Genomic DNA, 19,474 nt, shown 5'->3' with positions numbered 1-19,474 from the left:
CAAAAACTGAGCCGAATTTTTAAACCACCATCCAGTACAGGAGATTCTTGAATGGCAAAGACCGTCGCAGACGTCATGAACATGGTCAAGGAAAACGAAGTCAAGTTCGTTGACTTCCGTTTTACCGACACCCGGGGCAAACAGCACCACACCACGGTGCCCGTGTCTCACTTTGATGAAAACAAATTCACCGACGGCCATGCATTCGACGGTTCGTCCATCGCCGGCTGGAAGGGCATCGAAGCCTCGGACATGCAGCTGATCCCCGATCCGAACACGGCCAACATTGATCCGTTCTTTGAGGAAACGACGCTGATCATGACGTGCGACGTGATCGAGCCAACCGACGGCAAGGCTTACGAGCGTGATCCGCGCTCCATCGCCAAGCGCGCCGAAGCCTATCTGAAGTCCACCGGCCTGGGCGACACCGCCTATTTCGGACCAGAGCCAGAATTCTTCATCTTCGACGGCGTGCGCTGGAGCACCGAGCCGGGCCACAGCTTCTACGAAATCGAAGAGTATGAAGCGCCATGGAACACCGGCACAAAGCTCGAAGGCGGCAACCGCGGCCACCGTCCCACCGTCAAGGGCGGTTATTTCCCCGTGCCACCCGTGGACAGCACGCACGACATGCGCGCTGAAATGTCGCTGATTCTCGAATCGCTGGGTATTCCTGTCGAAGTGATCCACCACGAAGTGGCCGCCGGCCAGAACGAACTCGGCACGCGTTTCTCGACGCTGGTCGAGCGCGCTGACTGGACCATCATGCAAAAGTACGTGGTTCACAACGTGGCCAACGCCTACGGCAAGACCGCCACCTTCATGCCCAAGCCTTATGCGGGCGACAACGGCTCGGGTATGCATGTGCATCAGTCGGTGTGGAAAGACGGAAAGAACCTGTTTGCCGGCGACGGCTATGCCGGCCTGAGCGACTTTGCGCTGCACTACATCGGCGGCATCATCAAGCACGCCCGTGCCCTGAACGCCATCACCAACCCCGGCACCAACAGCTACCGCCGCCTGGTCCCGCACTTCGAAGCTCCGGTCAAGCTGGCTTACTCGGCCAAGAACCGCTCGGCATCGATCCGCATTCCCTACGTGGCCAACCCCAAGGGCCGCCGCGTCGAAGCGCGCTTCCCCGATCCGCTGATGAACCCTTACCTGGGCTTTGCGGCCCTGTTGATGGCCGGCATGGACGGCGTGGAAAACAAGATCCACCCCGGCGAAGCCGCCACCAAGGACCTGTACCATCTGCCGCCCGAAGAAGACAAGCTGGTGCCCACCGTCTGCCACAGCCTGGACCAGGCGCTGGAAGAACTCGACAAGGACCGCGCCTTCCTGACCAAGGGCGGCGTGTTCACCGACAGCATGCTCGATGCCTACATCGAACTGAAGATGGGCGAAGTCAACCGTACCCGCGTTGAAGTCTCGCCGGTCGAATACGACATGTACTACTCGCTGTAAGCACGGCCCGGCCGTTGGATTGCCTGGCAAGCAGGAAGGCCAACGGCGCATAAAAAAGGATGGCATCTGCCATCCTTTTTTTATGCGCGTGTGGGATAGATGCGCTGCGGATTTCGCATTTTTTCCGCTTTGACGGATACTCTCAGGCGATTCCTGTCTCCACCCTGCACACTTGCACGCAAGCGGCTCCAGACGCTGGGCACTTTCCAATGAAAAACACCTCATTTCCGCATTTCCTGCCATCCCTTTCCTCCCTGTCGCTGGCTTGCGTGCTGCTGCTTGGCCCGGGAACCAGCGCCTGGGCGCAACAGATTTTCCGCTGCGCCGGCGTCGGCGGCGCGGCGCCTGAATACATCAACAACGTCAAGGATGCGCAGTCGCGCAATTGCAAGGCGGTGTCCGGCGGCAACGTCACGGTGGTGCAGGGCACGCCTATCCAGAAGGCGCCGGCGCGGGCTGCCAGTCCAGCCCCGACCTCAAGCACTTCGCGTGCCGACAGCAGCCCCGACCAGCGGGCGCGCGACAGCGATTCGCGCGTCATCCTGGAGTCCGAACTCAGGAAGTCCGAAGCCCGGCTGGCTGAACTGCAAAAGGAATACAACAACGGCGAGCCCGAAAAGCAGGGCATCGAGGGGCGCAACTACCAGCGCTACCTCGACCGCGTCAGTGACCTGAAAGACAGCATTGCGCGCAGCCAGAGCGACATCACCGGCCTGAAGCGCGAAATTTCCCGCCTGCCGGCCGTAAATTAAGCCGGATTTTCCCCCGCTTCTGGATGAAAATGGGGCGCTTGAAAAAGCCATCCATCCCCACCTTCCCGGCTTCAGGAACCATCCGCTTCCAGGCCTTCGACCTGCTGGCCACCCTGATTGCGGTGGTCCGCACCAATGGCTGCGTGGTGTTTGCCAATGCCGCGCTCGAAGACGCCCTTGGCACCTCGCGCCGGACCATCGAGGGCTCGCAACTGCCCGAATGCTTCACCGAGCCGCACATCCTCAAGCACGCGCTGGAGGGCGCGGGCAGCAATGAATTCGCCGCCCTGCGCTACGACGCCTGGTTAAGGCGCCTGAACCATGAGCCGATGCCGGTGCATGTGGTGGTCGCGCAAACCGACACGCCCGGCGAAGCCATCGTGGAAATGCTGCCATTGGAGCAGCAGGCCAAGCAGGACCGCGAAGAGCGGTTGATCGACCAGGCGCAGGCCAACAAGGAACTGATCCGCAACCTGGCGCACGAGATCAAGAATCCGCTGGGCGGCATTCGCGGCGCGGCGCAACTGCTGCAGATGGAAATCGGCAAGGACCTGACCGAATACACGCAGGTGATCATCCACGAGGCCGACCGCCTGCAGACGCTGGTGGACCGCCTGCTGGCACCGCACCGTCGGCCGCACCTGGTGGGCGACGTGAACATCCACGAGGTCTGCGAGCGGGTGCGCTCGCTCATCCAGGCCGAGTTTCCCAAAGGGCTGCAGGTGGTTCGCGACTACGACACGTCGATTCCCGAGTTTCGCGGCGACCGAGAGCAACTGATCCAGGCAGTGCTGAACATTGCCCACAATGCCGCCCAGGAACTGACCGAGCGCATCGCGGCGGGCAATGCGCAAATCACTTTCAGGACACGTATTGCCCGGCAGGTAACTTTTGGCAAGAAGCGCTATCGCCTGGCACTGGAATTGCATGTGATTGACAATGGGCCGGGCGTTCCGGACTCCATCAAGGACCGTATTTTCTATCCCCTGGTTTCAGGGCGCGAAGGAGGTTCGGGGCTGGGGCTGACACTGGCGCAAACCTTTGTCCAGCAACACCACGGCTTGATTGAGTGCGAAAGCCGGCCCGGCCACACAGACTTCAAGCTGCTGATACCGCTGCCCTGAAGTCTGCTGTCTTTCATTTCAAAGATAACCACGCTCCAAGCAAAGGGACAACAAAGCATGAAACCGATCTGGATTGTTGACGATGACCAGTCCATCCGGTTTGTTCTGGAAAAAGCGCTGCTGCGCGAAGGCCTGCCCACCCGCAGCTTTACCAATCCGCGCGAAGTCCTGGCGGCGCTCGATATTGCCACCGAAGGCGACGGCCCGCAAATCCTGGTCAGCGACATCCGCATGCCCGGCGGTTCGGGGCTGGACCTTCTTGAAAAGGTCAAGGCCAAGCTGCCCGGCCTGCCGGTCATCATCATGACGGCGTTTTCCGACCTGGACAGCGCCGTGTCGGCCTTCCAGGGCGGGGCGTTCGAATACCTGCCCAAGCCCTTCGACCTGCACAAGGCGGTCGAACTGATCCGCCGCGCCGTCGAGGAAAGCCAGCGCGAGGAAGTCGCCGAGGAGCGCATGACCAACGCGCCCGAGATGCTCGGCCAGGCGCCCGCCATGCAGGACGTGTTCCGCGCCATTGGCCGGCTGAGCCAGAGCATGGTCACGGTGATGATCACTGGCGAATCGGGCTCGGGCAAGGAACTGGTGGCGCGCGCGCTGCACAAGCATTCGCCCCGCGCCAACGGGCCGTTCATCGCCATCAACACCGCCGCGATCCCGAAGGATTTGCTGGAAAGCGAACTGTTCGGCCATGAGCGCGGCGCCTTCACCGGCGCGCAGACGTTGCGCCGTGGCCGCTTCGAGCAGGCCGACGGCGGCACGCTGTTCCTTGATGAAATCGGCGACATGCCGTTTGATTTGCAGACCCGGCTGCTGCGGGTGCTCAGCGACGGCCACTTTTACCGCGTCGGCGGTCACAACGCCGTCAAGGCCAATGTGCGGGTGATTGCCGCCACGCACCAGGACCTGGAGCAGCATGTCAAGGAAGGGAGCTTTCGCGAAGACCTGTTCCACCGCCTCAACGTGATCCGACTGCGCCTGCCGGCGCTGCGCGAGCGGCGTGAGGATGTGTTCATGCTGACGCGCCACTTCCTGCAGCAAAGCGCCAAGCAGCTCGGTGTCGAGCCCAAGCGCATTTCAGAAGCGGCGCTCCAGCAGCTGAGCCTGTTCGCTTTTCCCGGCAACGTGCGCCAGTTAGAGAACATCTGCCACTGGCTGACTGTCATGGCGCCGGCCCAGGTGATCGAGCCCAAGGACCTGCCGCCCGAAGTGCTCGGCTCGACGCCCGAGTGGAAATCCAGCGCGCAGCCAGCCGAAAAACCCGACCTGCCCCGGCAGGAATGGACCGGTGATGCCGACAGGCTGCCCGCCGCCGTGTGCCCGTCCGAATCGTCCGGGCTGCCAGCGCAAATGGCGAGCGCAACAGGCGCCGAAAGCGGCGCACTGCCATCGCCATGGGAAACCGGGCTGGAGGCCGAGGCGCTGGCCTTGCTGGTGTCGGGGCGCAGCGATGTCTGGGATGTGCTGACGCGCCGCTTCGAATCCCGCCTGATCATGACCGCGCTGGCCAGCACCCACGGCCGGCGCATCGAGGCGGCGCACAAGCTCGGCATTGGCCGCAACACCATCACGCGCAAGATCCAGGAACTAAATCTTGAGTAAATAAGGGTGATTGCGCACGCTGGACGGGCGCAAGCAGCTATATTTTTTATAGTGGAGCGAGTTCCACCACTACCGGCACATGGTCACTGGGCCGCTCGTTCTTGCGCGGCAGCTTGTCGATCACGCAACTGCGGACCAGCGGCTTGAGCGGCTCGCTGACCAGGATATGGTCGATCCGCAGGCCCCGGTTGCGCCTGAAGGCCATTTCGCGGTAGTCCCACCAGGAAAAGCTTTTCTCGGGCTGGTCGAACATGCGAAAGGCATCCGTCAGCCCGAGCTTGACCAGCGCCTGGAAGTGCAGCCGTTCCTCGGTCGTGTGGTGGATGGTCTCGCGAAGGCCTTCGGGGTCGAAGGTGTCGCGGTCGTCGGCGGTGATGTTGAAGTCGCCCAGCAGCACCAGGTTCGGATGCGCGGCCAGTTCTTCGCGCAGCCAGCCGCGCAGGCTCTCTAACCATTTCATCTTGTAGTCGAACTTTTCGCTGCCCGGCGACTGGCCGTTGACGAAGTAGCCGTTGACAACCCGGATTTCGCCCGTAGGCATGTCTACCGTGGCGGCAATGACGCGTGACTGATCGTCGGTGAACCCGACGATGTTTTTGACGATGTTGCGCGCTGGCGTACGGCTCAGGATGGCGACGCCGTTGTACGTTTTCTGGCCGAACACGGCGCTTTGGTAGCCGGCGGCTTCAAGCGCGGCCAAGGGGAACTTGTCGTCGCTGAGCTTGAGCTCCTGCAGGCACAGCACATCGACCGGATTGGCCGCCAGCCAGTCGAGCACCTGCGGCAGCCGGACGGTCAGGGAGTTGACATTCCAAGTAGCAATTTTCATGGTTTTCAGTGCTCCAGCGTAATCAGACAGGGCATCATCTGCTATTAAACATGTAGCGCAGCCAGGCCGCCAAGCACCAGGCCCACCGCTGCCAGGCCAAACATGCCGTACTCCAGCCATTTCTTGCGCGTCAGCAGCGCCATCGCCGCTAGGGCGATCGACACCTGCAGAACGGTGGTGGCCTGCGCCCAGCGGTGGTGCTGGTGCAACTGCTCGTCGGAGGATTTGTCCCAGGCCAGGGACTCGGCTTCGAGCCGATCGGCCCCCGCCTTGATGGCCGTCTTTTCGCTTTCGTAGCGGTCGATCCTGCCTTGATAGCCCAATTTTTTATCTTCCGGCGCCAAGTCGCGCGCAAACTCGGCCAGCGACTGCTTGGTACTTTTGGACTGGAAGTAGCTCCACTGGTTGGCCGCTTCGGTTTTCTTGATGGCGGCGTTGTTCTTGTACAGGCCGGCATTGGCCTGCGTGGCGCCGCCCATGTAGGAAAAGAGGGCTCCCACCGTGGCGATGATGGCCGTGACGACGGCGATCTGCGCAATCATGCCGCCGCCGCTCTCGTGGTCACCCTGCGCGGCATGCTCTAGTTCGTGGTCGTGGGGGCCGTGTACGTGAAATCCTTGTCCTGACATGCTTATTTCTTTGTTTCTTTTTGATAACTGACAAAACTGAACTTCAGTCCGCTGGCGGCGACATGGGCTTCACGCGCTGTCTCGATCCAGTGGGCGCCCAGCGATGGCGCAAACGCATCGCCGTCAAAATCCCGGGCAATCTCGGTGACCTCGATGCGCCCGGCCAGTGGCTCGGCTTGCGCATAGATTTGCGCGCCGCCGATGACCCAGACTTCTTCCGATGCGCTGCATTGCGCCAGCGCGTCGGCCAGGCTGGCAACCGGCAGCGCGCCCGGCGCCTGCCAATCCGGCTGCCGCGTGATGACGACATTGGTCCGGCCGGGCAGGGGGCGAAACCGGGCAGGCAGCGAATCCCAGGTCTTGCGGCCCATGATGACGGGGCAGCCTTGCGTCAGGCGCTTAAAGTGCGCCAGGTCTTCGGGCAGGTGCCAGAGCATGGCATTGTCCTTGCCGATCACGCCATTGGCCGCGCGCGCATAGATTAGGTTGATGCGGGGCAGGGTAGTCATGCCGCTCACACCGCCACTGGCGCCTTGATGGCCGGGTGGTGCTGGTAATCCAGGAATTCGAAGTCCTCGAACTGGTAGTCAAAAATCGAATCAGGCTTGCGCCTGATATGGAGCGTGGGGTAGGGAAGGGGCGCGCGGCCCAGTTGCAGCGCCACCTGTTCGGCGTGGTTGCTGTAGATGTGGCAGTCGCCGCCGGTCCAGATGAAGTCGCCGACGTCGAGGTCGCACTGCTGCGCCACCATGTGCGTCAGCAGCGCATAGCTGGCGATGTTGAAGGGCACGCCCAGAAAAATGTCGGCGCTGCGCTGGTACAGCTGGCAGCTGAGTTTTCCCTTGCTGCCGGCATCAAGGGCCGGCGCGACGTAGAACTGGAACAGCGCGTGGCAGGGCATCAGCGCCATCTTGTCCAGCTCGGCGACGTTCCATGCGCTGACGATGATGCGGCGCGAGTCCGGGTTAGTCTTGAGGGTCTTGATGACTTCGGCGATCTGGTCGATATGGCCGCCGCCCGGCGTGGGCCAGCTGCGCCACTGCACGCCGTATACCGGGCCGAGCTCGCCATCTGCGCGTGCCCATTCGTTCCAGATGGTCACGCCGCGTTCTGTCAACCAGTGATTGCTGCTCGAACCGGTCAGGAACCACAGCAGTTCCTGCACGATGGACTTGACGTGGACCTTCTTGGTCGTCACCAGCGGAAAGCCTTCGTTCAGGTCAAAACGCATCTGGTGGCCGAACACGCTGGTCGTGCCGGTGCCGGTGCGGTCGGGCTTGAAAGTGCCTTGCGTGGCCACAAGGCGCATGAGGTCTTCGTACTGGTGGCGGATGGGGCGAGTCATGGGAAACTAAACAAAAAAGGGCTTGATTATGCCCGTAGCAGCTAAACGTCGGTCACCGTTTGCTACCCGCTAAAGCTTGACGATCCGCCCCGGATTCATGATGTTTTGCGGGTCCAGCCCTAGCTTGATGGCCCGCATCATCGACAGCGCGACCGGCGACTTGTAAACCGGCAGCTTGTCGGTCTTGAGGCTGCCGACGCCGTGCTCGGCTGAGATCGAGCCGTCAAACCGCGCCACAGAGTCATAGACCAGCGTGTTGACCTCGTCCTCGCGGTCGCGCAGGAAGGCCTTTGCATCGCCGCCCTCGGGCGCCTGCACGTTGTAGTGCAGGTTCCCGTCACCCAGGTGGCCAAAGTTCACCAGCCGTACGCCCTCGATGTGCTGGCGCAGCAGCGCGTCGGTCGCCTCCACAAATTCGGGAATGCGCGACACCGCAATTGAAATGTCGTGCTTGATGTTCAGGCCTTCTTCGGCCTGCGCCAGCGGAATGCTTTCGCGGATGTGCCACAGGCCCTTGGCCTGCGACAGGTTTTCTGCAACCACGGCGTCAATCACGCAGCCTTGATCAAAAGCGGTTTCGAGCAGGCGCTCGAAGCGTTCGCGGGCGTGCGCTTCGGATTCGCTGTCAGAGTTTTCCAGCAGCACGCACCAGGGCGCATCCCTGAACAGCGGCACGCGCAACTGCGCAAAGTGCTTGTCCACCAGGCTCAGGGCAAACTGGCCCATCACCTCTAAACCGGTCAGGCCGGCGCCCAGGTGCTGGTGCGCCAGGCCGAGCAGCGCCACAGCTGCTTGCATCGACGGCACCGCCGCCCAGGCAGTCAGGCGCGCGGCCGGCTGCGGGTAGAGCTTGAGCGTGGCGGCGGTGATGATGCCGAGCGTTCCTTCGCTGCCAACGAACAGGTCGCGCAGGTCGTAGCCGGTGTTGTCCTTGCGCAGGCCGGACAGGCCGTGCCAGATGTCGCCCTGCGCAGTGACCACTTCGAGCCCCAGGCACAGGTCGCGCGCATTGCCGTAGCGCAGCACCTGCGTGCCGCCGGCATTGCTGGCCAGGTTGCCGCCAATGGTGCAGCTGCCCTCGGCGGCCAGGCTCAGCGGAAACAGGAAGCCGGCTTTTTCAGCAGCTTGCTGCAGGTTTTGAAGGATGCAGCCGGCCTCGACGGTGACGGTCAGGTTGGCCGCGTCGAGGGCGCGCACCGCGTGCATGCGCTGCAGGCTCAGCACCACCTGCGTGCCCGATTCGTCAGGCACCGAACCGACCGCCAGGCCGGTGTTGCCGCCCTGCGGCACCAGGCTCACGCCAGCGGCGGCGCAGGCCTTGACGATGGCCGCCACTTCATCGACGTTCGCCGGGCGCACCACGGCCAGCGCCTTGCCCTGCGCGCGCTTGCGCCAGTCCTGGGTGTAGGCGCTCAGGTCGCCGTCACACAGCACGTGCGGCGCTCCGGTGATCTGGCGCAGGGTGTCGAGCAGGTCGGTGTAAGCGGTCATGGTGCGGTGTCGCCAGCAACGGCGGCGGTGGGCAGGTTTTTGAAGCGCACGCGCACATGCTGCGCGCAGGCGATGAACAGCATCAGGCACAGCAGCACCTCGACCATGGCCAGGTAGTTGCCCGGCGCGCGGTCGCTCCAGGCGCGCACCACGCCCTCGGTGAAGTACAGCCAGACCATCAGGCTGACCCAGCGGTAGGTGTACATGCGGTTCTTCCAGATGCCGGCCAGCGGGATGACCAGCGGCAGCACTTTCAGGGCCAGCAGCGAGCCGCCGGGGCGTATCGGCGCGAGCCACATTTCCCAGGCCAGGCCCAGCACAATCAGTCCGGCCAGGCTGCCCAGGGCCAGCAGGCGTGTCATTTCAATTTGGTTTGCTTTGTTCATTTGGGTCTTTTGAGGGCAGTGGCATGATACCGGGGATGAAATTTCCGCCCTCGCTTGAGGCTTTGCTCGTCGATCTGTCCCATTTTCCGTGGCGGGGCACCGCCATCACCCTGCGCAACCGCTTTCGTGAAGACCGCATGGGGCTGACCGCCGGCAGCCTGACCTTCACCACCTCGATTGCGCTGGTGCCTTTTTTCACCGTGGCGCTCGCCGTCTTCACCGCCTTTCCGATGTTTTCCACGCTGCAGGCGGCGCTGCAGGCCTGGCTGGTCAGGAGCCTGATTCCCGACAACATCTCGCGCCAGGTGCTGGGCTACCTGACGCAGTTCAGCGGCCAGGCCAGCAAGCTCGGCGGCGCCGGCCTGGCGGTGCTGCTGGTCACGGCGATTGCGCTGATCTTGACGATTGACCGCACGCTGAACAGCATCTGGCGCGTGCGCAAGCCCCGGCCGCTGGCGCAGCGCGTGCTGGTTTACTGGGCGGCCGTTACGCTCGGGCCGCTGGTGCTGGGGGCCAGCCTGGCGGTCACGTCTTATGTGGTGTCGGCCTCCCGCGGGCTGGTCGGCGCCTTGCCAGTCAGCCTGCGCTTCGTGCTCGACGTGGCGCAGTTTTTCCTGGTGGCCGGCGGCATTGCGGCGCTCTACCGCTATGTGCCCAACACTTATGTCAAGTGGGGTCACGCCTTTGCCGGCGGCCTGTTCGTGGCGGCTGGGCTGGAAATCGGCAAGAAAGTCCTGGGCGCCTACCTGACGGCGGTGCCGACTTACTCGCTGGTCTATGGCGCCTTTGCAGCCTTGCCGATCCTGCTGGTGTGGATTTATGTCTCCTGGGTGATCGTGCTGATGGGCGCGGTCATCGCTGCCTGCCTGCCCAGCCTGATGGCCGGTGTCTCGCGGCGCGGCAGCGCGCATGGCTGGCAGTTTCAGCTGGCCATCGAAGTGCTGCAGCATCTGCACCAGGCGCGCGGCACGGCGCGCATGGGCCTGAACATCGCCGAACTTGGCGAAGGGCTCGAAGTCAATGGACCCCAGCTGGAACCGGTGCTGGAAACCCTGCTTGAACTCGACTGGATTGGCCAGCTCAACGATGCCGAGGGAAACGCCGCATCGCGCTACCTGCTGCTGGTCGATCCGGACAGCACGCCGCTGGCGCCGTTGATGCAGCAATTGCTGCTCGATCGCGCGCCTTCCGTCCATAATTTATGGGAAAAAGCCAGCTGGCGCACGCTGCGCCTGCGCGATGCGCTATGAAAACATGAGTGTGCCGATTTTTGGCTTGCTGCCTCATTCCAACCCGATTTAATGCATGAACGATTCATCTGCCGCCCAGCCCTTGCCAACAACCGACGTGACCTGGGTGGTCTGCCTGTGCGCCGACTGGTGCGGCCTGTGCCGCGACTATGCAGCGGTTTTTGCGCTCATGGCGGCGCGCTATCCGGCGTTCCGCTTTGCCTGGCTGGACATTGAAGACCAGGCCGACCTGGTAGGCGACATCGACGTGGAAACCTTCCCGACGGTGCTGATGGCCGATGCGCAGGGCGCGCGGTTTTTCGGTCCCTTGACGCCGCAGGCCAACACCCTGGCGCGGCTGCTCGATTCACTGCAAAGCGCCAGCCTGCAAGTGGCGCCCCTGGCACCGGCGACACGGCAATTGCTGGGCGCCCTGCAAGCCGCGCCCGAACACTGGATCAAGGCTGCGGACGTGTAAATCAAGGTAAGGCTGTTTTCCGATTGGCAGCAGGCCTTGCGTCGGGCCGGGGGCAGTGCTAAACCTGTGAGCGGCGAATCTGCTCGCGCAACCGACTCATCAATGCTTGCTTCGGGCAATGAGACCATTCCTTGAAGATGTACCCAGGCCGGCGTTTCGGGACCGCTGCCGGCCCATGGATGCCGGAGGTCTCGCTGACAGGAAGAAAAACCATGAAAACCTATATTGCCCTTTGCCATTTCACCGACCAGGGAATCCGCAACGTCAAAGACACCACCAAGCGTGCCGATGCCGTCAGGGAACTGGCCAAAAAATTCGGCGCCAGCATGAGCCAGCTCTACTGGACATCGGGCCGGTATGACCTTGTGGCGGTCATCGAAGCCGACGACGAGGAGTCCGCCAACGCATTCGGCCTGAGCATAGGCGCTGCCGGCAATATCCGGACCGAGATGCTGCGGGCGTTTTCAAAAGACGAAATGAACGCCATCCTGGGCAATATGGCTTGAGGCGCACTGGCAGGCCGGCAAAGACCTGTTTTATGCATTAAAAAGCCTTTTTGCGCTTATGAGAAGGTCGTAACTAGCTATTTATTCAATAGCAAAAATCCTGATTTTCCCTTCTGCGGGCATAGGCGTTCATGCCTGGCGGGTATGACGTGCGCGGTGCCGCGTGATGTCCGGGCTGCGCAGGGCTGCGTGCTTGGTCGCCCGGCCCGTCACCCGTTCGCGCCACATCTTGAACGACGAGCGCTTGAGCTGGCGGCGCATCAAGATGATGACCGCCGCCTCGTTCAGGCCAAACTGCATGGCGATGGATTCGAAGGGTGTGCGGTCTTCCCACGCCATTTCAATGATGCGGGAAATGTCGGCCGCGTCTGGCGAAGTGTCTTGGACCGGGGGCATGTTCATGCTTTCAAAAAATCCCGGATCGCGAACAGCGTCTGGTCAGGCGCTTCGGTCATCTGGTGATGGCCGACGGGCAAGCTGGCCAGTTTAACGTTCTTGCCGGCGTTGCGCGCCGCAGCGATCAGCCCTTGCGCCGCCTTGGGCTGCGTCATCTGGTCCTGCGCGCCGAGCACGAACAGCACCGGGCAGGCGATGGCTCTAATTGCCGCTTCGCCATTGGCATAGCGGTCGCAGGCCTGGAAACCCCGGTGAAACACGTTCACCTTCGTGTTGCTGGCCAGCACGCGGCGGCCCAGCGCCATGCTGGCGCCATACACCCAAGTGCCGGGGCCGAGCGCCGAGGGCGGTGGCGCCAGCGTGCTGCGCGAAAACACGTTGACCAGCTTGAGCGCCTTCATCGGCTCGTTCAGCGACGCGTCCAGCAGTGCGGGTGAGACCTTCATCGGAAAGGCCGTGCCGACCAGCACCAGGTGGCTGATGCGCTCTTTCAGCCTTGACGCGGCTTCGAGCGCAATCAGCGAGCCCCAGCTGTGGCCGACCAGCGCGGCGCGCTGCACGCCCGCCGCATTGAGCAGCGCGGCGATGAAATCGGCCGCTTCCTCGACAGAAGAGGGCGCGTCGCCGCTGCTCCGGCAATGGCCGGGCAGGTCCACGGCCAGCACATTCCAGCCGTGGTGTGCCAGGTAGCGGCTTTGCAAAATCCAGACGCTGTGGTCGTTCAGTACGCCGTGGATGAAGACGACGGTCGGCTGCGCGGCATCGAACGCCTTGCCGCCGGTGTAGCAATAAGTGCTGTGGCCGTTGATGCTGAGTTCCATCACGCACCTGCCTTTTCAGCGGCTTTCAGCGCGCGTTTGAGGTCGTCGATCAGGTCGTCCGGGTCTTCCAGTCCGATGGACAGGCGGATCGTTCCCTGCGTGATGCCGGCGCCCGCCAGCGCCTCGTCGCTCATGCGGAAATGCGTGGTGCTAGCCGGGTGGATCACCAGGCTGCGGCAGTCGCCGACATTGGCCAGGTGGCTGAAGACCTTGAGCGCTTCGACAAAGGCCTTGCCCTGTTCTCGGCTGCCTTTCAGGTCAAAGCTGAACACCGAGCCCGCGCCGCGCGGCAGCAGCTTTTTCGCCAGCGCATGGCTGGCATGCGATTCGAGCATCGGATGGCCGACGCGCGACACCAGGGGATGGCTGGCGAGGAAAGCGACGATTTTTTCGGTGTTGCCCATGTGCCGCGCCATGCGCAAGCCCAGCGTTTCGATCCCCTGCAGGATCAGCCACGCGGTGTGCGGGCTCATGCAGGCGCCGAAGTCGCGCAGGCCTTCGCGGCGGGCGCGCAGCAGGAAGGCGCCGACGGTGCTTTCCTCGCTGAACACCATGTTGTGAAAGCCGTCATAGGCCTCGGTCAGTTCGGCGAACTTGCCGGATTGGTCCCAGTCAAAGCTGCCGCCATCGACGACCAGCCCGCCGATCACCGTGCCGTGGCCGCTCAGGAACTTGGTCGCCGAGTGGTAGACCAGGTCGGCGCCGTGCTCGAAGGGCTTGATCAGCCAGGGCGAGGTCAGCGTCGAATCGACCAGCAGCGGCACCTGCGCTTCATGGGCCATGGCCGCGACCGCCCCGATGTCCAGCACTTCCAGGCCCGGATTGCCGACGGTTTCGCCGAAGAACAATTTGGTGTTCGGCCGCACCGCCGCGCGCCAGCCGTCGATGTCGCCCGGCTTGACAAAGGTGGTGTCGATGCCGAAGCGGCGCATCGTGTAGTGCAGCAGGTTCTGGCTGCCGCCGTACAGCGCGGTGCTGGCGACGATGTGCGATCCGGCGCCCATCAAGGTCGCAATGCTCAGGTGCAGCGCCGCCTGGCCACTGGCTGTGGCAATCGCGCCGATGCCGCCTTCCAGCGCCGCGATGCGTTCTTCCAGCACCGCGTTGGTCGGGTTGCTGATGCGCGAATAGACATGGCCGGCGCGCTCCAGGTTGAACAGGCTGGCCGCGTGGTCGCTCGATTCAAAGACAAAGGACGTGGTGAGGTGGATCGGCACGGCGCGCGCGCCGGTGGCCGGGTCGGGGCTGGCGCCTGCGTGCAGCGCCAGGGTGTCGAAACCGGGGTCTGAGTAACCGGGCATGAGTGAAGTCTCCAGTGCAAAAAAGCTGATTTATCAAGCGCCTGCGGCTGCGTTCGGGCCACGGGGAAATGCGCCGGATCGAGGACCGATAAAGTCGAGATGATCATTCTCCTTGGCGAAGGCATTGTGGGCTATATTTAAAGCCGACTTACACGCTGAATACCCGTACCGCGTCGCGGTGGGAACCCCTGCAACACACGCTGGCAGACGCTGCTGTCAGACCACCTAGGAAAAACGATGAAGGTAGCAGACATCCTGCGGGTAAAAGGCAACACGCTCTACACCGTCCAGCCTGACGAGCCGCTGGCCAAGGCCGCCGACATCATGGCCGAGAAAGACATCGGATCGCTGGTCGTCATGGAGCATGGAGACCTGGTCGGCATGCTGACCTTTCGCGAGGTGATTGTCTGCATTGTGAACAATGGCGGTGAAATCGGCCGCACGCTGGTGCGCAAGGCGATGGACGACCATCCGATGACCTGCACGCCCGACACTGAGATCGACGAAGTGCGCCGCATGATGCTCGAGCGCCACGCGCGCTACATGCCGGTGATGAGCCAGCGCATGCTGATGGGCGTGATCAGCTTTTACGACGTGGCCAAGGCCGTGGTGGACAGCCAGAATTTTGAAAACAAGATGCTCAAGGCCTACATCCGCGACTGGCCTGCCGAAGAGGGCGCCGACCGCGACTGATGGCCGGAGGCGGGCCGCAACCGCCCGTCCTGACGCCTTCTGGTTTCCTGTCAGGCCGTGCTGGCGTGGATCATTTCCCGAACGCGCGGATAAATCTGCTGGTTCCACCTGCGCCCGCTGAACACGCCGTAATGCCCGACGCCGATCTGCACATGGTGGACGCGCCGGTGCAGGGGAATGTTCGGGCACAGGTCCTGCGCTGCCACCGTCTGGCCGACGGCGCAGATGTCGTCGCGCTCGCCCTCGACCGTCATCAGCGCCGTATGGCGAATGGCGCCCGGATTGACCAGCCGCCCCCGGTAGCTGAGCTTGCCCAGTGGCAGGTCGTAGGTCTGGAACACCTTTTCGACGGTTTCCAGGTAGAACTCGGCCGGCAGGTCGTTCACGGCCAGGTATTCGTCATAAAACAGCCGGATCACGTCGGCCTTTTCCACATCGCCCTCGACCAGGTGCCGGTACAGGTCCTTGAAGGACTTCTTGTGGCGTTCCAGGTTCATGCCCAAAAATGCGCTGAGCTGCACAAAGCCGGGGTACACGCGGCGCCCCTGGCCGGCGTGCGGCAGGGGCACGCGGCTGATCAGGTTTTTCTCGAACCATTCGATCGGCTTGCTGGTGGCCAGCGTGTTGACGCCGGTGGGGTTGACCCGGCAATCGACCGGGCCCGCCATCAGCGTCAGGCTGCGCGGCTGGGCCGGGTCATCGTCCTCGGCCATCAGGGCCGTGGCCGCCAGCGCCGCCACGCACGGCTGGCACACGGCGATCACGTGCGTCCCCGGACCGATGGTCTGAATGAAGCGGATCATGTGGTCGATGTAGTCATCCAGCGCAAAGGCGCCTTCGCCCAGCGGCACATCGCGCGCGTTGTGCCAGTCAGTGATGTACACGTCATGGTCCTGCAGCAGCGTGCGGACGGTTTCGCGCAGCAGCGTGGCAAAGTGGCCTGACAGCGGCGCCACCAGCAGCATCGGCGGCTGGAAGGGCAGGTCGATGGACGCATCCTTCCTGAAGCGCAGCAGCGTGCCGAAGGGCATGGTCATGACCGCTTCCTCGGTGACCGGCACATCCTGGCCGTCCACGTTCACCGAGTCAAGGTTGTAGGCCGGCCGTGAATGCGTCAGCCGCATGCGCGAGAACACCTCCATCGATGCCGACCACTTGCGCAAAAAACTGCCCTCGGTCTTGTTCAGCCACATCGCGGCGCTGGTGCTTTGGGCCAGCAGGCGAAATGGCGACATCAGATCGGACTGGAGCTGGTAGGCCTGGTAAAGCATGTGGGTGTCCTGGTTTTGTCTGAGAGATGTTTGATTTGCAGGCAATTTGCGCGCCAGAGCGGTTTGGGCCTGGGCCGGCCGCGCAAGGCAACTGGCACAACCTTTGCAAAGAAATTCGGCCCACCCTTTGTTTTAGGAGCGTTTCATGGCCCAAGCCGTCCTCACGATCAGCAGTAAAAACTATGGTTCCTGGTCCTTGCGCGGCTGGCTGATGGCCCGGCTGGCGGGGCTGGAGTTCACGGAAAAGGTGATCCCGCTCGACGATCCGGCCATGCGCGCCGAGATGCTGCTGCTGTCGTCAAGCATGCTCGTGCCTTCGCTGGAGCACCGTGGCCTGAAGGTGTGGGACACACTGGCCATCGGCGAATACCTGCATGAAATCAGGCCCGAAGCGCAGCTTTTACCGCCCGACATCAAGGCGCGTTCGCATTGCCGCGCCATCTGCGGCGAAATGCACTCCGGCTTTGCCTCGCTGAGGTCATCGTTGCCGATGAACCTCAAGGCGCACTTCCCGGGGTTCAAGGTCTGGTCGCGCGCGCAGGGCGACATCGACCGGGTGCTGGAAATCTGGAAGGACTGCCTGGTCACCTACGGCGGCCCCTACCTGTTCGGCAAGAAACCGTGCCTGGCCGACGCCATGTACGCGCCAGTCGTCACGCGCTTCCTGACCTACGACGTGGCCATCGACAAGGTCTGCGCCGCCTACTGCAAGCGCATCATGGCATTGCCGGCCATGAAGGAGTGGGTGGCCGAGGCCAAGGAAGAGCCCGAGGACATCGACGAGCTGGACGCGGAGTTCTAGCGTGCCCCGGCTGGCAACCATGACGCGCAAGGTGCTGGAAATTACTTGCTATTGAATATATAGCTGCTTATGCAAGCAGGCTCTGCGATAGAGGCATATTTACGTGGTGTTATATGTGGCTCAGACACCCGTTTGTCATTGCGGGCTCGACCCGCAATCCATGACTCCGTAGCATGAAAAGTAAGCCATGGCAGATGGATCCCGGATCAAGTCCGGGATGACAGCAGATCAAAATAGCTGATGCTCATCAAACCGTTTGCTGGTTAAAACGAATCCGCTTCAGGGCGGTGGCAGGCTGGCGCTTCAGCTTGTCCACGGCGTGGGCGCCGGAATCGGGCACACCGGCTCCACGTCAATCGACTTGAAGTCGGCCGGCGAGACGATTTCAAGGTATTCCATGTCGGGCGAATAGTCGAACAGGTAGTGGCTGATGCCGGGCCGCTGATGCACCACATCGCCCGCTTCGACCAGCGTGTCCTGGTCGCCATACATGAAGCGCGCCAAGCCCTTCATCATGATGACAATCTGGAAATCCGCCTCATGGCGGTGCCAGCCCGTGCCGCTTTCTGGTGCCATGTTCGCCTTGACAAGGTGCGCTATTACCTTTCCGTGGGTCGCTCCAGCAATACCGAGGTCGCGATAGAGAAAAAAATTACGCAGGCCGCCCGGCAAAAAGGGCGTGTCACCGGGTTTGACATGCGAAAACGTGGTGGCAGTGCGGTCCAGCATGGGAAGCTCCTGTTCGGTCAAGTTAAAGCAAGGAATGCTGCGCTGCACAAAGCAGGAAATGTTCCAGTTAATTTTTTGCTATGCGGGGCAGGCTGCTGCTGGAAAACCTGTTGCTTTCGGGTATTCGGTTGGCAGGGTCGGCTTCAGACTGGCAAGAGTCCTTCAGGTTTTTGGAGTGTCGGCAGTTCCCGACCCGAAGGCGACGGTGGGCATAACATCCCAAAGCGGTCGGTGGCGCACGCTCCTCAGCTAGCCAATAGCCCGGATTTACCCGTCGAGTGCACCAGTTCCACCGGTTCGCAGGCTATAGTTTCTCCCGTGCAAACGTGCTGCGATTGCAGATTATTTGCACCTAAATATTCGCACAGCCTGCTTACCAGAAGTCCACTCATTGAACACACCGAACCCAGCATTGCCGCCCCAAGTTGTCCGCGCGATAGACGCCGCCAAGCGAGCACTGGTCGACGTTGAACCAGCTGGTACACCACAAACAAAAAATGAAGGAACGGGCCTGATTCTGTCTGCGAGGACCAAAGCGAGCCACAAGCTACCAGCCTACTATCTCGTCTATTTCCTTTTTGTTGACGCGCTCAGGTTTCCAAGACTTGGGCAGTGGGAGAAGTCTGCTTGGACTGTGCCCATCAGGTACCGCGGAAGACTGTTTGGAATCGAACACCGAAAAATGGGGCTCGGAATCTTCGCCCCGAACCTTGAGCCAAGCGCCAGAAGCAGTGGAACGCCTACCGATCAAGCGGAGCAAGACGCAAGTGCCATCGCCGATCAAATCAAAATTGCAGTCGCGGCTGCCGAACCCTACTTCGAGTGGAGAGCTCAACAGGCTGTTGCGACTTCAGATCTGAACGTGGCCAACAAGAGTGAAGTACTTTTTGATCGCTATATCTACTTTCGAGACTCGTATCGAAGACTGGTCAAAGAAGCGATTCGGAGACAGGACCAAAGAGTGGTGGACCAAAGTAGTCCGAGTGCAGACGTGAAGTTAACCAGTGTGTTCTTTCCTTCGCAGGCCCTACTCAGCGAAGCAAGATGGAACGCTCAAGCGGCAATCGAGGCCTTTTTTAGTTGGACGGAGCATGCGTTCATCCACTTGTCGGTTCTGCAGGGTAAGCTGAAGACTGGTAGCGATGTTGCTCGGCTCGCAGCAGCAGACTGGAAAACAAAGTTCAAAGCCGCGCTGAATGTCGCCGAAGATCAAACAAAGTTGCATTACGACACTCTTCTAGATCTTCGCGCTCAGGTGCGAAACTTTGTAGCCCATGGCGCCTTCGGGAAGCGCGGCGAGGCCTTCAGCTTTCATACTGGGGCCGGAGCTGTACCAGTGCTCCTTACCAGCGAACATCGCCATAAATTCAGTCTAAGTGGCCGCCCGCCGTTCGAAGAAAGAACTGCCATTGACCAAATCGAACAGTTCTTGCAGTTTTTGTGGTCAGGCCCTTGCGCACCAGCACAACACTACCTGTCAAGCGGCCTTCCGAGCATCCTGACGCATGCGGCCGACGGAACGTACACAAATGCGATGAGATCTGCTGCCGAAATGGAGTCCTTCGTCAATGGGCTCATCCGTCAGGTTGATCGGGCGGCGAATATGGAATGGTAGTCCACTGTGAC

The 19,474-nt window shown here is 61.9% G+C and carries 21 protein-coding genes; 10 read left to right on the top strand and 11 right to left on the bottom strand.

Annotated elements, in window-relative coordinates:
* The first annotated feature begins 51 nt into the window (after positions 1-51).
* From glnA to ntrC, 4 genes are all read left to right on the top strand, one after another.
* Complete coding sequence (glnA, locus tag ACP7AD_RS01570) at positions 52-1,464, top strand: type I glutamate--ammonia ligase (RefSeq protein WP_426146707.1); 1,413 nt, start codon at positions 52-54, stop codon at positions 1,462-1,464.
* 209 nt (positions 1,465-1,673) lie between these two features.
* Positions 1,674-2,216 carry a hypothetical protein gene (locus ACP7AD_RS01565; protein WP_426146709.1) on the top strand — a complete coding sequence of 181 codons (543 nt, stop codon included), beginning with the start codon at positions 1,674-1,676 and terminating at the stop codon, positions 2,214-2,216.
* A 29-nt stretch (positions 2,217-2,245) separates the two neighbouring features.
* Positions 2,246-3,340, top strand: a complete 1,095-nt coding sequence (gene glnL, locus ACP7AD_RS01560; RefSeq protein WP_426146710.1) for a nitrogen regulation protein NR(II) — start codon at positions 2,246-2,248, stop codon at positions 3,338-3,340.
* Between the two features lie 57 nt (positions 3,341-3,397).
* On the top strand, positions 3,398-4,942 hold the full coding sequence (ntrC, locus tag ACP7AD_RS01555; RefSeq protein ID WP_426146712.1) for a nitrogen regulation protein NR(I): 1,545 nt from the start codon (positions 3,398-3,400) through the stop codon (positions 4,940-4,942).
* A 46-nt stretch (positions 4,943-4,988) separates the two neighbouring features.
* Here ntrC and xth read toward each other — a convergent pair whose 3' ends face one another.
* From xth to ACP7AD_RS01525, 6 genes are all read right to left on the bottom strand, one after another.
* Positions 4,989-5,771: an exodeoxyribonuclease III gene (xth, locus tag ACP7AD_RS01550; protein ID WP_426146714.1), complete on the bottom strand. Its 783-nt coding sequence runs from the start codon at positions 5,769-5,771 to the stop codon at positions 4,989-4,991.
* Between the two features lie 44 nt (positions 5,772-5,815).
* Complete coding sequence (locus ACP7AD_RS01545) at positions 5,816-6,400, bottom strand: DUF4337 domain-containing protein (RefSeq protein WP_426146716.1); 585 nt, start codon at positions 6,398-6,400, stop codon at positions 5,816-5,818.
* 2 nt (positions 6,401-6,402) lie between these two features.
* Positions 6,403-6,909, bottom strand: coding sequence for a dihydrofolate reductase (locus ACP7AD_RS01540; RefSeq protein ID WP_426146718.1), 507 nt, complete (start codon positions 6,907-6,909; stop codon positions 6,403-6,405).
* A 5-nt stretch (positions 6,910-6,914) separates the two neighbouring features.
* Positions 6,915-7,745 (bottom strand): thymidylate synthase, encoded by an 831-nt coding sequence (locus ACP7AD_RS01535; RefSeq protein ID WP_426146720.1) that lies wholly within the window; start codon positions 7,743-7,745, stop codon positions 6,915-6,917.
* A 69-nt stretch (positions 7,746-7,814) separates the two neighbouring features.
* Positions 7,815-9,236, bottom strand: a complete 1,422-nt coding sequence (locus tag ACP7AD_RS01530) for an FAD-binding oxidoreductase (protein WP_426146721.1) — start codon at positions 9,234-9,236, stop codon at positions 7,815-7,817.
* A complete protein-coding gene (locus tag ACP7AD_RS01525; protein WP_426146723.1) occupies positions 9,233-9,622 on the bottom strand; it encodes a DUF2069 domain-containing protein in 390 nt (129 codons plus the stop codon). Before ACP7AD_RS01525 ends, ACP7AD_RS01530 begins: the two co-directional genes overlap by 4 nt.
* A 35-nt stretch (positions 9,623-9,657) precedes the next feature.
* Between ACP7AD_RS01525 and ACP7AD_RS01520 the strand changes: the two genes are divergently transcribed.
* From ACP7AD_RS01520 to ACP7AD_RS01510, 3 genes are all read left to right on the top strand, one after another.
* On the top strand, positions 9,658-10,872 hold the full coding sequence (locus ACP7AD_RS01520; RefSeq protein WP_426146724.1) for a YihY family inner membrane protein: 1,215 nt from the start codon (positions 9,658-9,660) through the stop codon (positions 10,870-10,872).
* A 55-nt stretch (positions 10,873-10,927) separates the two neighbouring features.
* On the top strand, positions 10,928-11,329 hold the full coding sequence (locus ACP7AD_RS01515; protein ID WP_426146726.1) for a thioredoxin family protein: 402 nt from the start codon (positions 10,928-10,930) through the stop codon (positions 11,327-11,329).
* Positions 11,330-11,541: 212 nt separating this feature from the next.
* Entirely contained in the window at positions 11,542-11,835 is a 294-nt protein-coding gene (locus tag ACP7AD_RS01510) for a GYD domain-containing protein (protein WP_426146728.1), read from the top strand.
* A gap of 129 nt (positions 11,836-11,964) precedes the next feature.
* Here ACP7AD_RS01510 and ACP7AD_RS01505 read toward each other — a convergent pair whose 3' ends face one another.
* The 3 genes from ACP7AD_RS01505 to ACP7AD_RS01495 are packed head-to-tail and all read right to left on the bottom strand — an operon-like array spanning position 11,965 to position 14,353.
* Positions 11,965-12,231, bottom strand: a complete 267-nt coding sequence (locus ACP7AD_RS01505) for a TIGR03643 family protein (RefSeq protein WP_426146730.1) — start codon at positions 12,229-12,231, stop codon at positions 11,965-11,967.
* A gap of 2 nt (positions 12,232-12,233) precedes the next feature.
* Positions 12,234-13,052, bottom strand: a complete 819-nt coding sequence (locus ACP7AD_RS01500; protein ID WP_426146732.1) for an alpha/beta fold hydrolase — start codon at positions 13,050-13,052, stop codon at positions 12,234-12,236.
* Positions 13,052-14,353 carry an O-acetylhomoserine aminocarboxypropyltransferase gene (locus ACP7AD_RS01495; protein ID WP_426146734.1) on the bottom strand — a complete coding sequence of 434 codons (1,302 nt, stop codon included), beginning with the start codon at positions 14,351-14,353 and terminating at the stop codon, positions 13,052-13,054. The genes ACP7AD_RS01500 and ACP7AD_RS01495 overlap by 1 nt, the downstream gene beginning before the upstream one ends.
* Before the next feature lie 237 nt (positions 14,354-14,590).
* Here ACP7AD_RS01495 and ACP7AD_RS01490 point away from each other — a divergent pair, with 237 nt between their 5' ends.
* Positions 14,591-15,046 carry a CBS domain-containing protein gene (locus ACP7AD_RS01490; RefSeq protein WP_426146735.1) on the top strand — a complete coding sequence of 152 codons (456 nt, stop codon included), beginning with the start codon at positions 14,591-14,593 and terminating at the stop codon, positions 15,044-15,046.
* A 50-nt stretch (positions 15,047-15,096) separates the two neighbouring features.
* Here the strand turns inward: ACP7AD_RS01490 and ACP7AD_RS01485 are convergent, their stop codons facing one another.
* Positions 15,097-16,317, bottom strand: coding sequence for a polyhydroxyalkanoate depolymerase (locus tag ACP7AD_RS01485; RefSeq protein WP_426146737.1), 1,221 nt, complete (start codon positions 16,315-16,317; stop codon positions 15,097-15,099).
* A gap of 145 nt (positions 16,318-16,462) precedes the next feature.
* Here ACP7AD_RS01485 and ACP7AD_RS01480 point away from each other — a divergent pair, with 145 nt between their 5' ends.
* Entirely contained in the window at positions 16,463-17,119 is a 657-nt protein-coding gene (locus tag ACP7AD_RS01480; protein WP_426146738.1) for a glutathione S-transferase family protein, read from the top strand.
* 303 nt (positions 17,120-17,422) lie between these two features.
* Here ACP7AD_RS01480 and ACP7AD_RS01475 read toward each other — a convergent pair whose 3' ends face one another.
* Entirely contained in the window at positions 17,423-17,848 is a 426-nt protein-coding gene (locus ACP7AD_RS01475; protein ID WP_426146740.1) for a cupin domain-containing protein, read from the bottom strand.
* 391 nt (positions 17,849-18,239) lie between these two features.
* Between ACP7AD_RS01475 and ACP7AD_RS01470 the strand changes: the two genes are divergently transcribed.
* The gene (locus tag ACP7AD_RS01470; RefSeq protein WP_426146742.1) at positions 18,240-19,463 is read left to right on the top strand and encodes a hypothetical protein; all 1,224 of its coding nucleotides are present in this window, start codon (positions 18,240-18,242) and stop codon (positions 19,461-19,463) included.
* The last annotated feature ends 11 nt before the right edge of the window (positions 19,464-19,474 follow it).

This window comes from Polaromonas sp. DSP2-3-2b2 (assembly GCF_049895905.1).
In the GTDB taxonomy this organism is placed as follows: Bacteria; Pseudomonadota; Gammaproteobacteria; order Burkholderiales; family Burkholderiaceae_C; genus Polaromonas.
The sequence above is the reverse complement of the archived record's forward strand: the minus strand, read 5'-3'. Positions and strand labels throughout refer to the sequence as shown.

Excerpts from the sequence above, each read along its gene's own strand:
- glnA (WP_426146707.1), top strand. The coding sequence starts at position 52 with ATGGCAAAGACCGTCGCAGACGTCATGAACATGGTCAAGGAAAACGAA.
- ACP7AD_RS01565 (WP_426146709.1), top strand. The coding sequence starts at position 1,674 with ATGAAAAACACCTCATTTCCGCATTTCCTGCCATCCCTTTCCTCCCTG.
- glnL (WP_426146710.1), top strand. The coding sequence starts at position 2,246 with ATGGGGCGCTTGAAAAAGCCATCCATCCCCACCTTCCCGGCTTCAGGA.
- ntrC (WP_426146712.1), top strand. The coding sequence starts at position 3,398 with ATGAAACCGATCTGGATTGTTGACGATGACCAGTCCATCCGGTTTGTT.
- xth (WP_426146714.1), bottom strand. The coding sequence starts at position 5,771 with ATGAAAATTGCTACTTGGAATGTCAACTCCCTGACCGTCCGGCTGCCG.
- ACP7AD_RS01545 (WP_426146716.1), bottom strand. The coding sequence starts at position 6,400 with ATGTCAGGACAAGGATTTCACGTACACGGCCCCCACGACCACGAACTA.
- ACP7AD_RS01540 (WP_426146718.1), bottom strand. The coding sequence starts at position 6,909 with ATGACTACCCTGCCCCGCATCAACCTAATCTATGCGCGCGCGGCCAAT.
- ACP7AD_RS01535 (WP_426146720.1), bottom strand. The coding sequence starts at position 7,745 with ATGACTCGCCCCATCCGCCACCAGTACGAAGACCTCATGCGCCTTGTG.
- ACP7AD_RS01530 (WP_426146721.1), bottom strand. The coding sequence starts at position 9,236 with ATGACCGCTTACACCGACCTGCTCGACACCCTGCGCCAGATCACCGGA.
- ACP7AD_RS01525 (WP_426146723.1), bottom strand. The coding sequence starts at position 9,622 with ATGAACAAAGCAAACCAAATTGAAATGACACGCCTGCTGGCCCTGGGC.
- ACP7AD_RS01520 (WP_426146724.1), top strand. The coding sequence starts at position 9,658 with ATGAAATTTCCGCCCTCGCTTGAGGCTTTGCTCGTCGATCTGTCCCAT.
- ACP7AD_RS01515 (WP_426146726.1), top strand. The coding sequence starts at position 10,928 with ATGAACGATTCATCTGCCGCCCAGCCCTTGCCAACAACCGACGTGACC.
- ACP7AD_RS01510 (WP_426146728.1), top strand. The coding sequence starts at position 11,542 with ATGAAAACCTATATTGCCCTTTGCCATTTCACCGACCAGGGAATCCGC.
- ACP7AD_RS01505 (WP_426146730.1), bottom strand. The coding sequence starts at position 12,231 with ATGCCCCCGGTCCAAGACACTTCGCCAGACGCGGCCGACATTTCCCGC.
- ACP7AD_RS01500 (WP_426146732.1), bottom strand. The coding sequence starts at position 13,052 with ATGGAACTCAGCATCAACGGCCACAGCACTTATTGCTACACCGGCGGC.
- ACP7AD_RS01495 (WP_426146734.1), bottom strand. The coding sequence starts at position 14,353 with ATGCCCGGTTACTCAGACCCCGGTTTCGACACCCTGGCGCTGCACGCA.
- ACP7AD_RS01490 (WP_426146735.1), top strand. The coding sequence starts at position 14,591 with ATGAAGGTAGCAGACATCCTGCGGGTAAAAGGCAACACGCTCTACACC.
- ACP7AD_RS01485 (WP_426146737.1), bottom strand. The coding sequence starts at position 16,317 with ATGCTTTACCAGGCCTACCAGCTCCAGTCCGATCTGATGTCGCCATTT.
- ACP7AD_RS01480 (WP_426146738.1), top strand. The coding sequence starts at position 16,463 with ATGGCCCAAGCCGTCCTCACGATCAGCAGTAAAAACTATGGTTCCTGG.
- ACP7AD_RS01475 (WP_426146740.1), bottom strand. The coding sequence starts at position 17,848 with ATGCTGGACCGCACTGCCACCACGTTTTCGCATGTCAAACCCGGTGAC.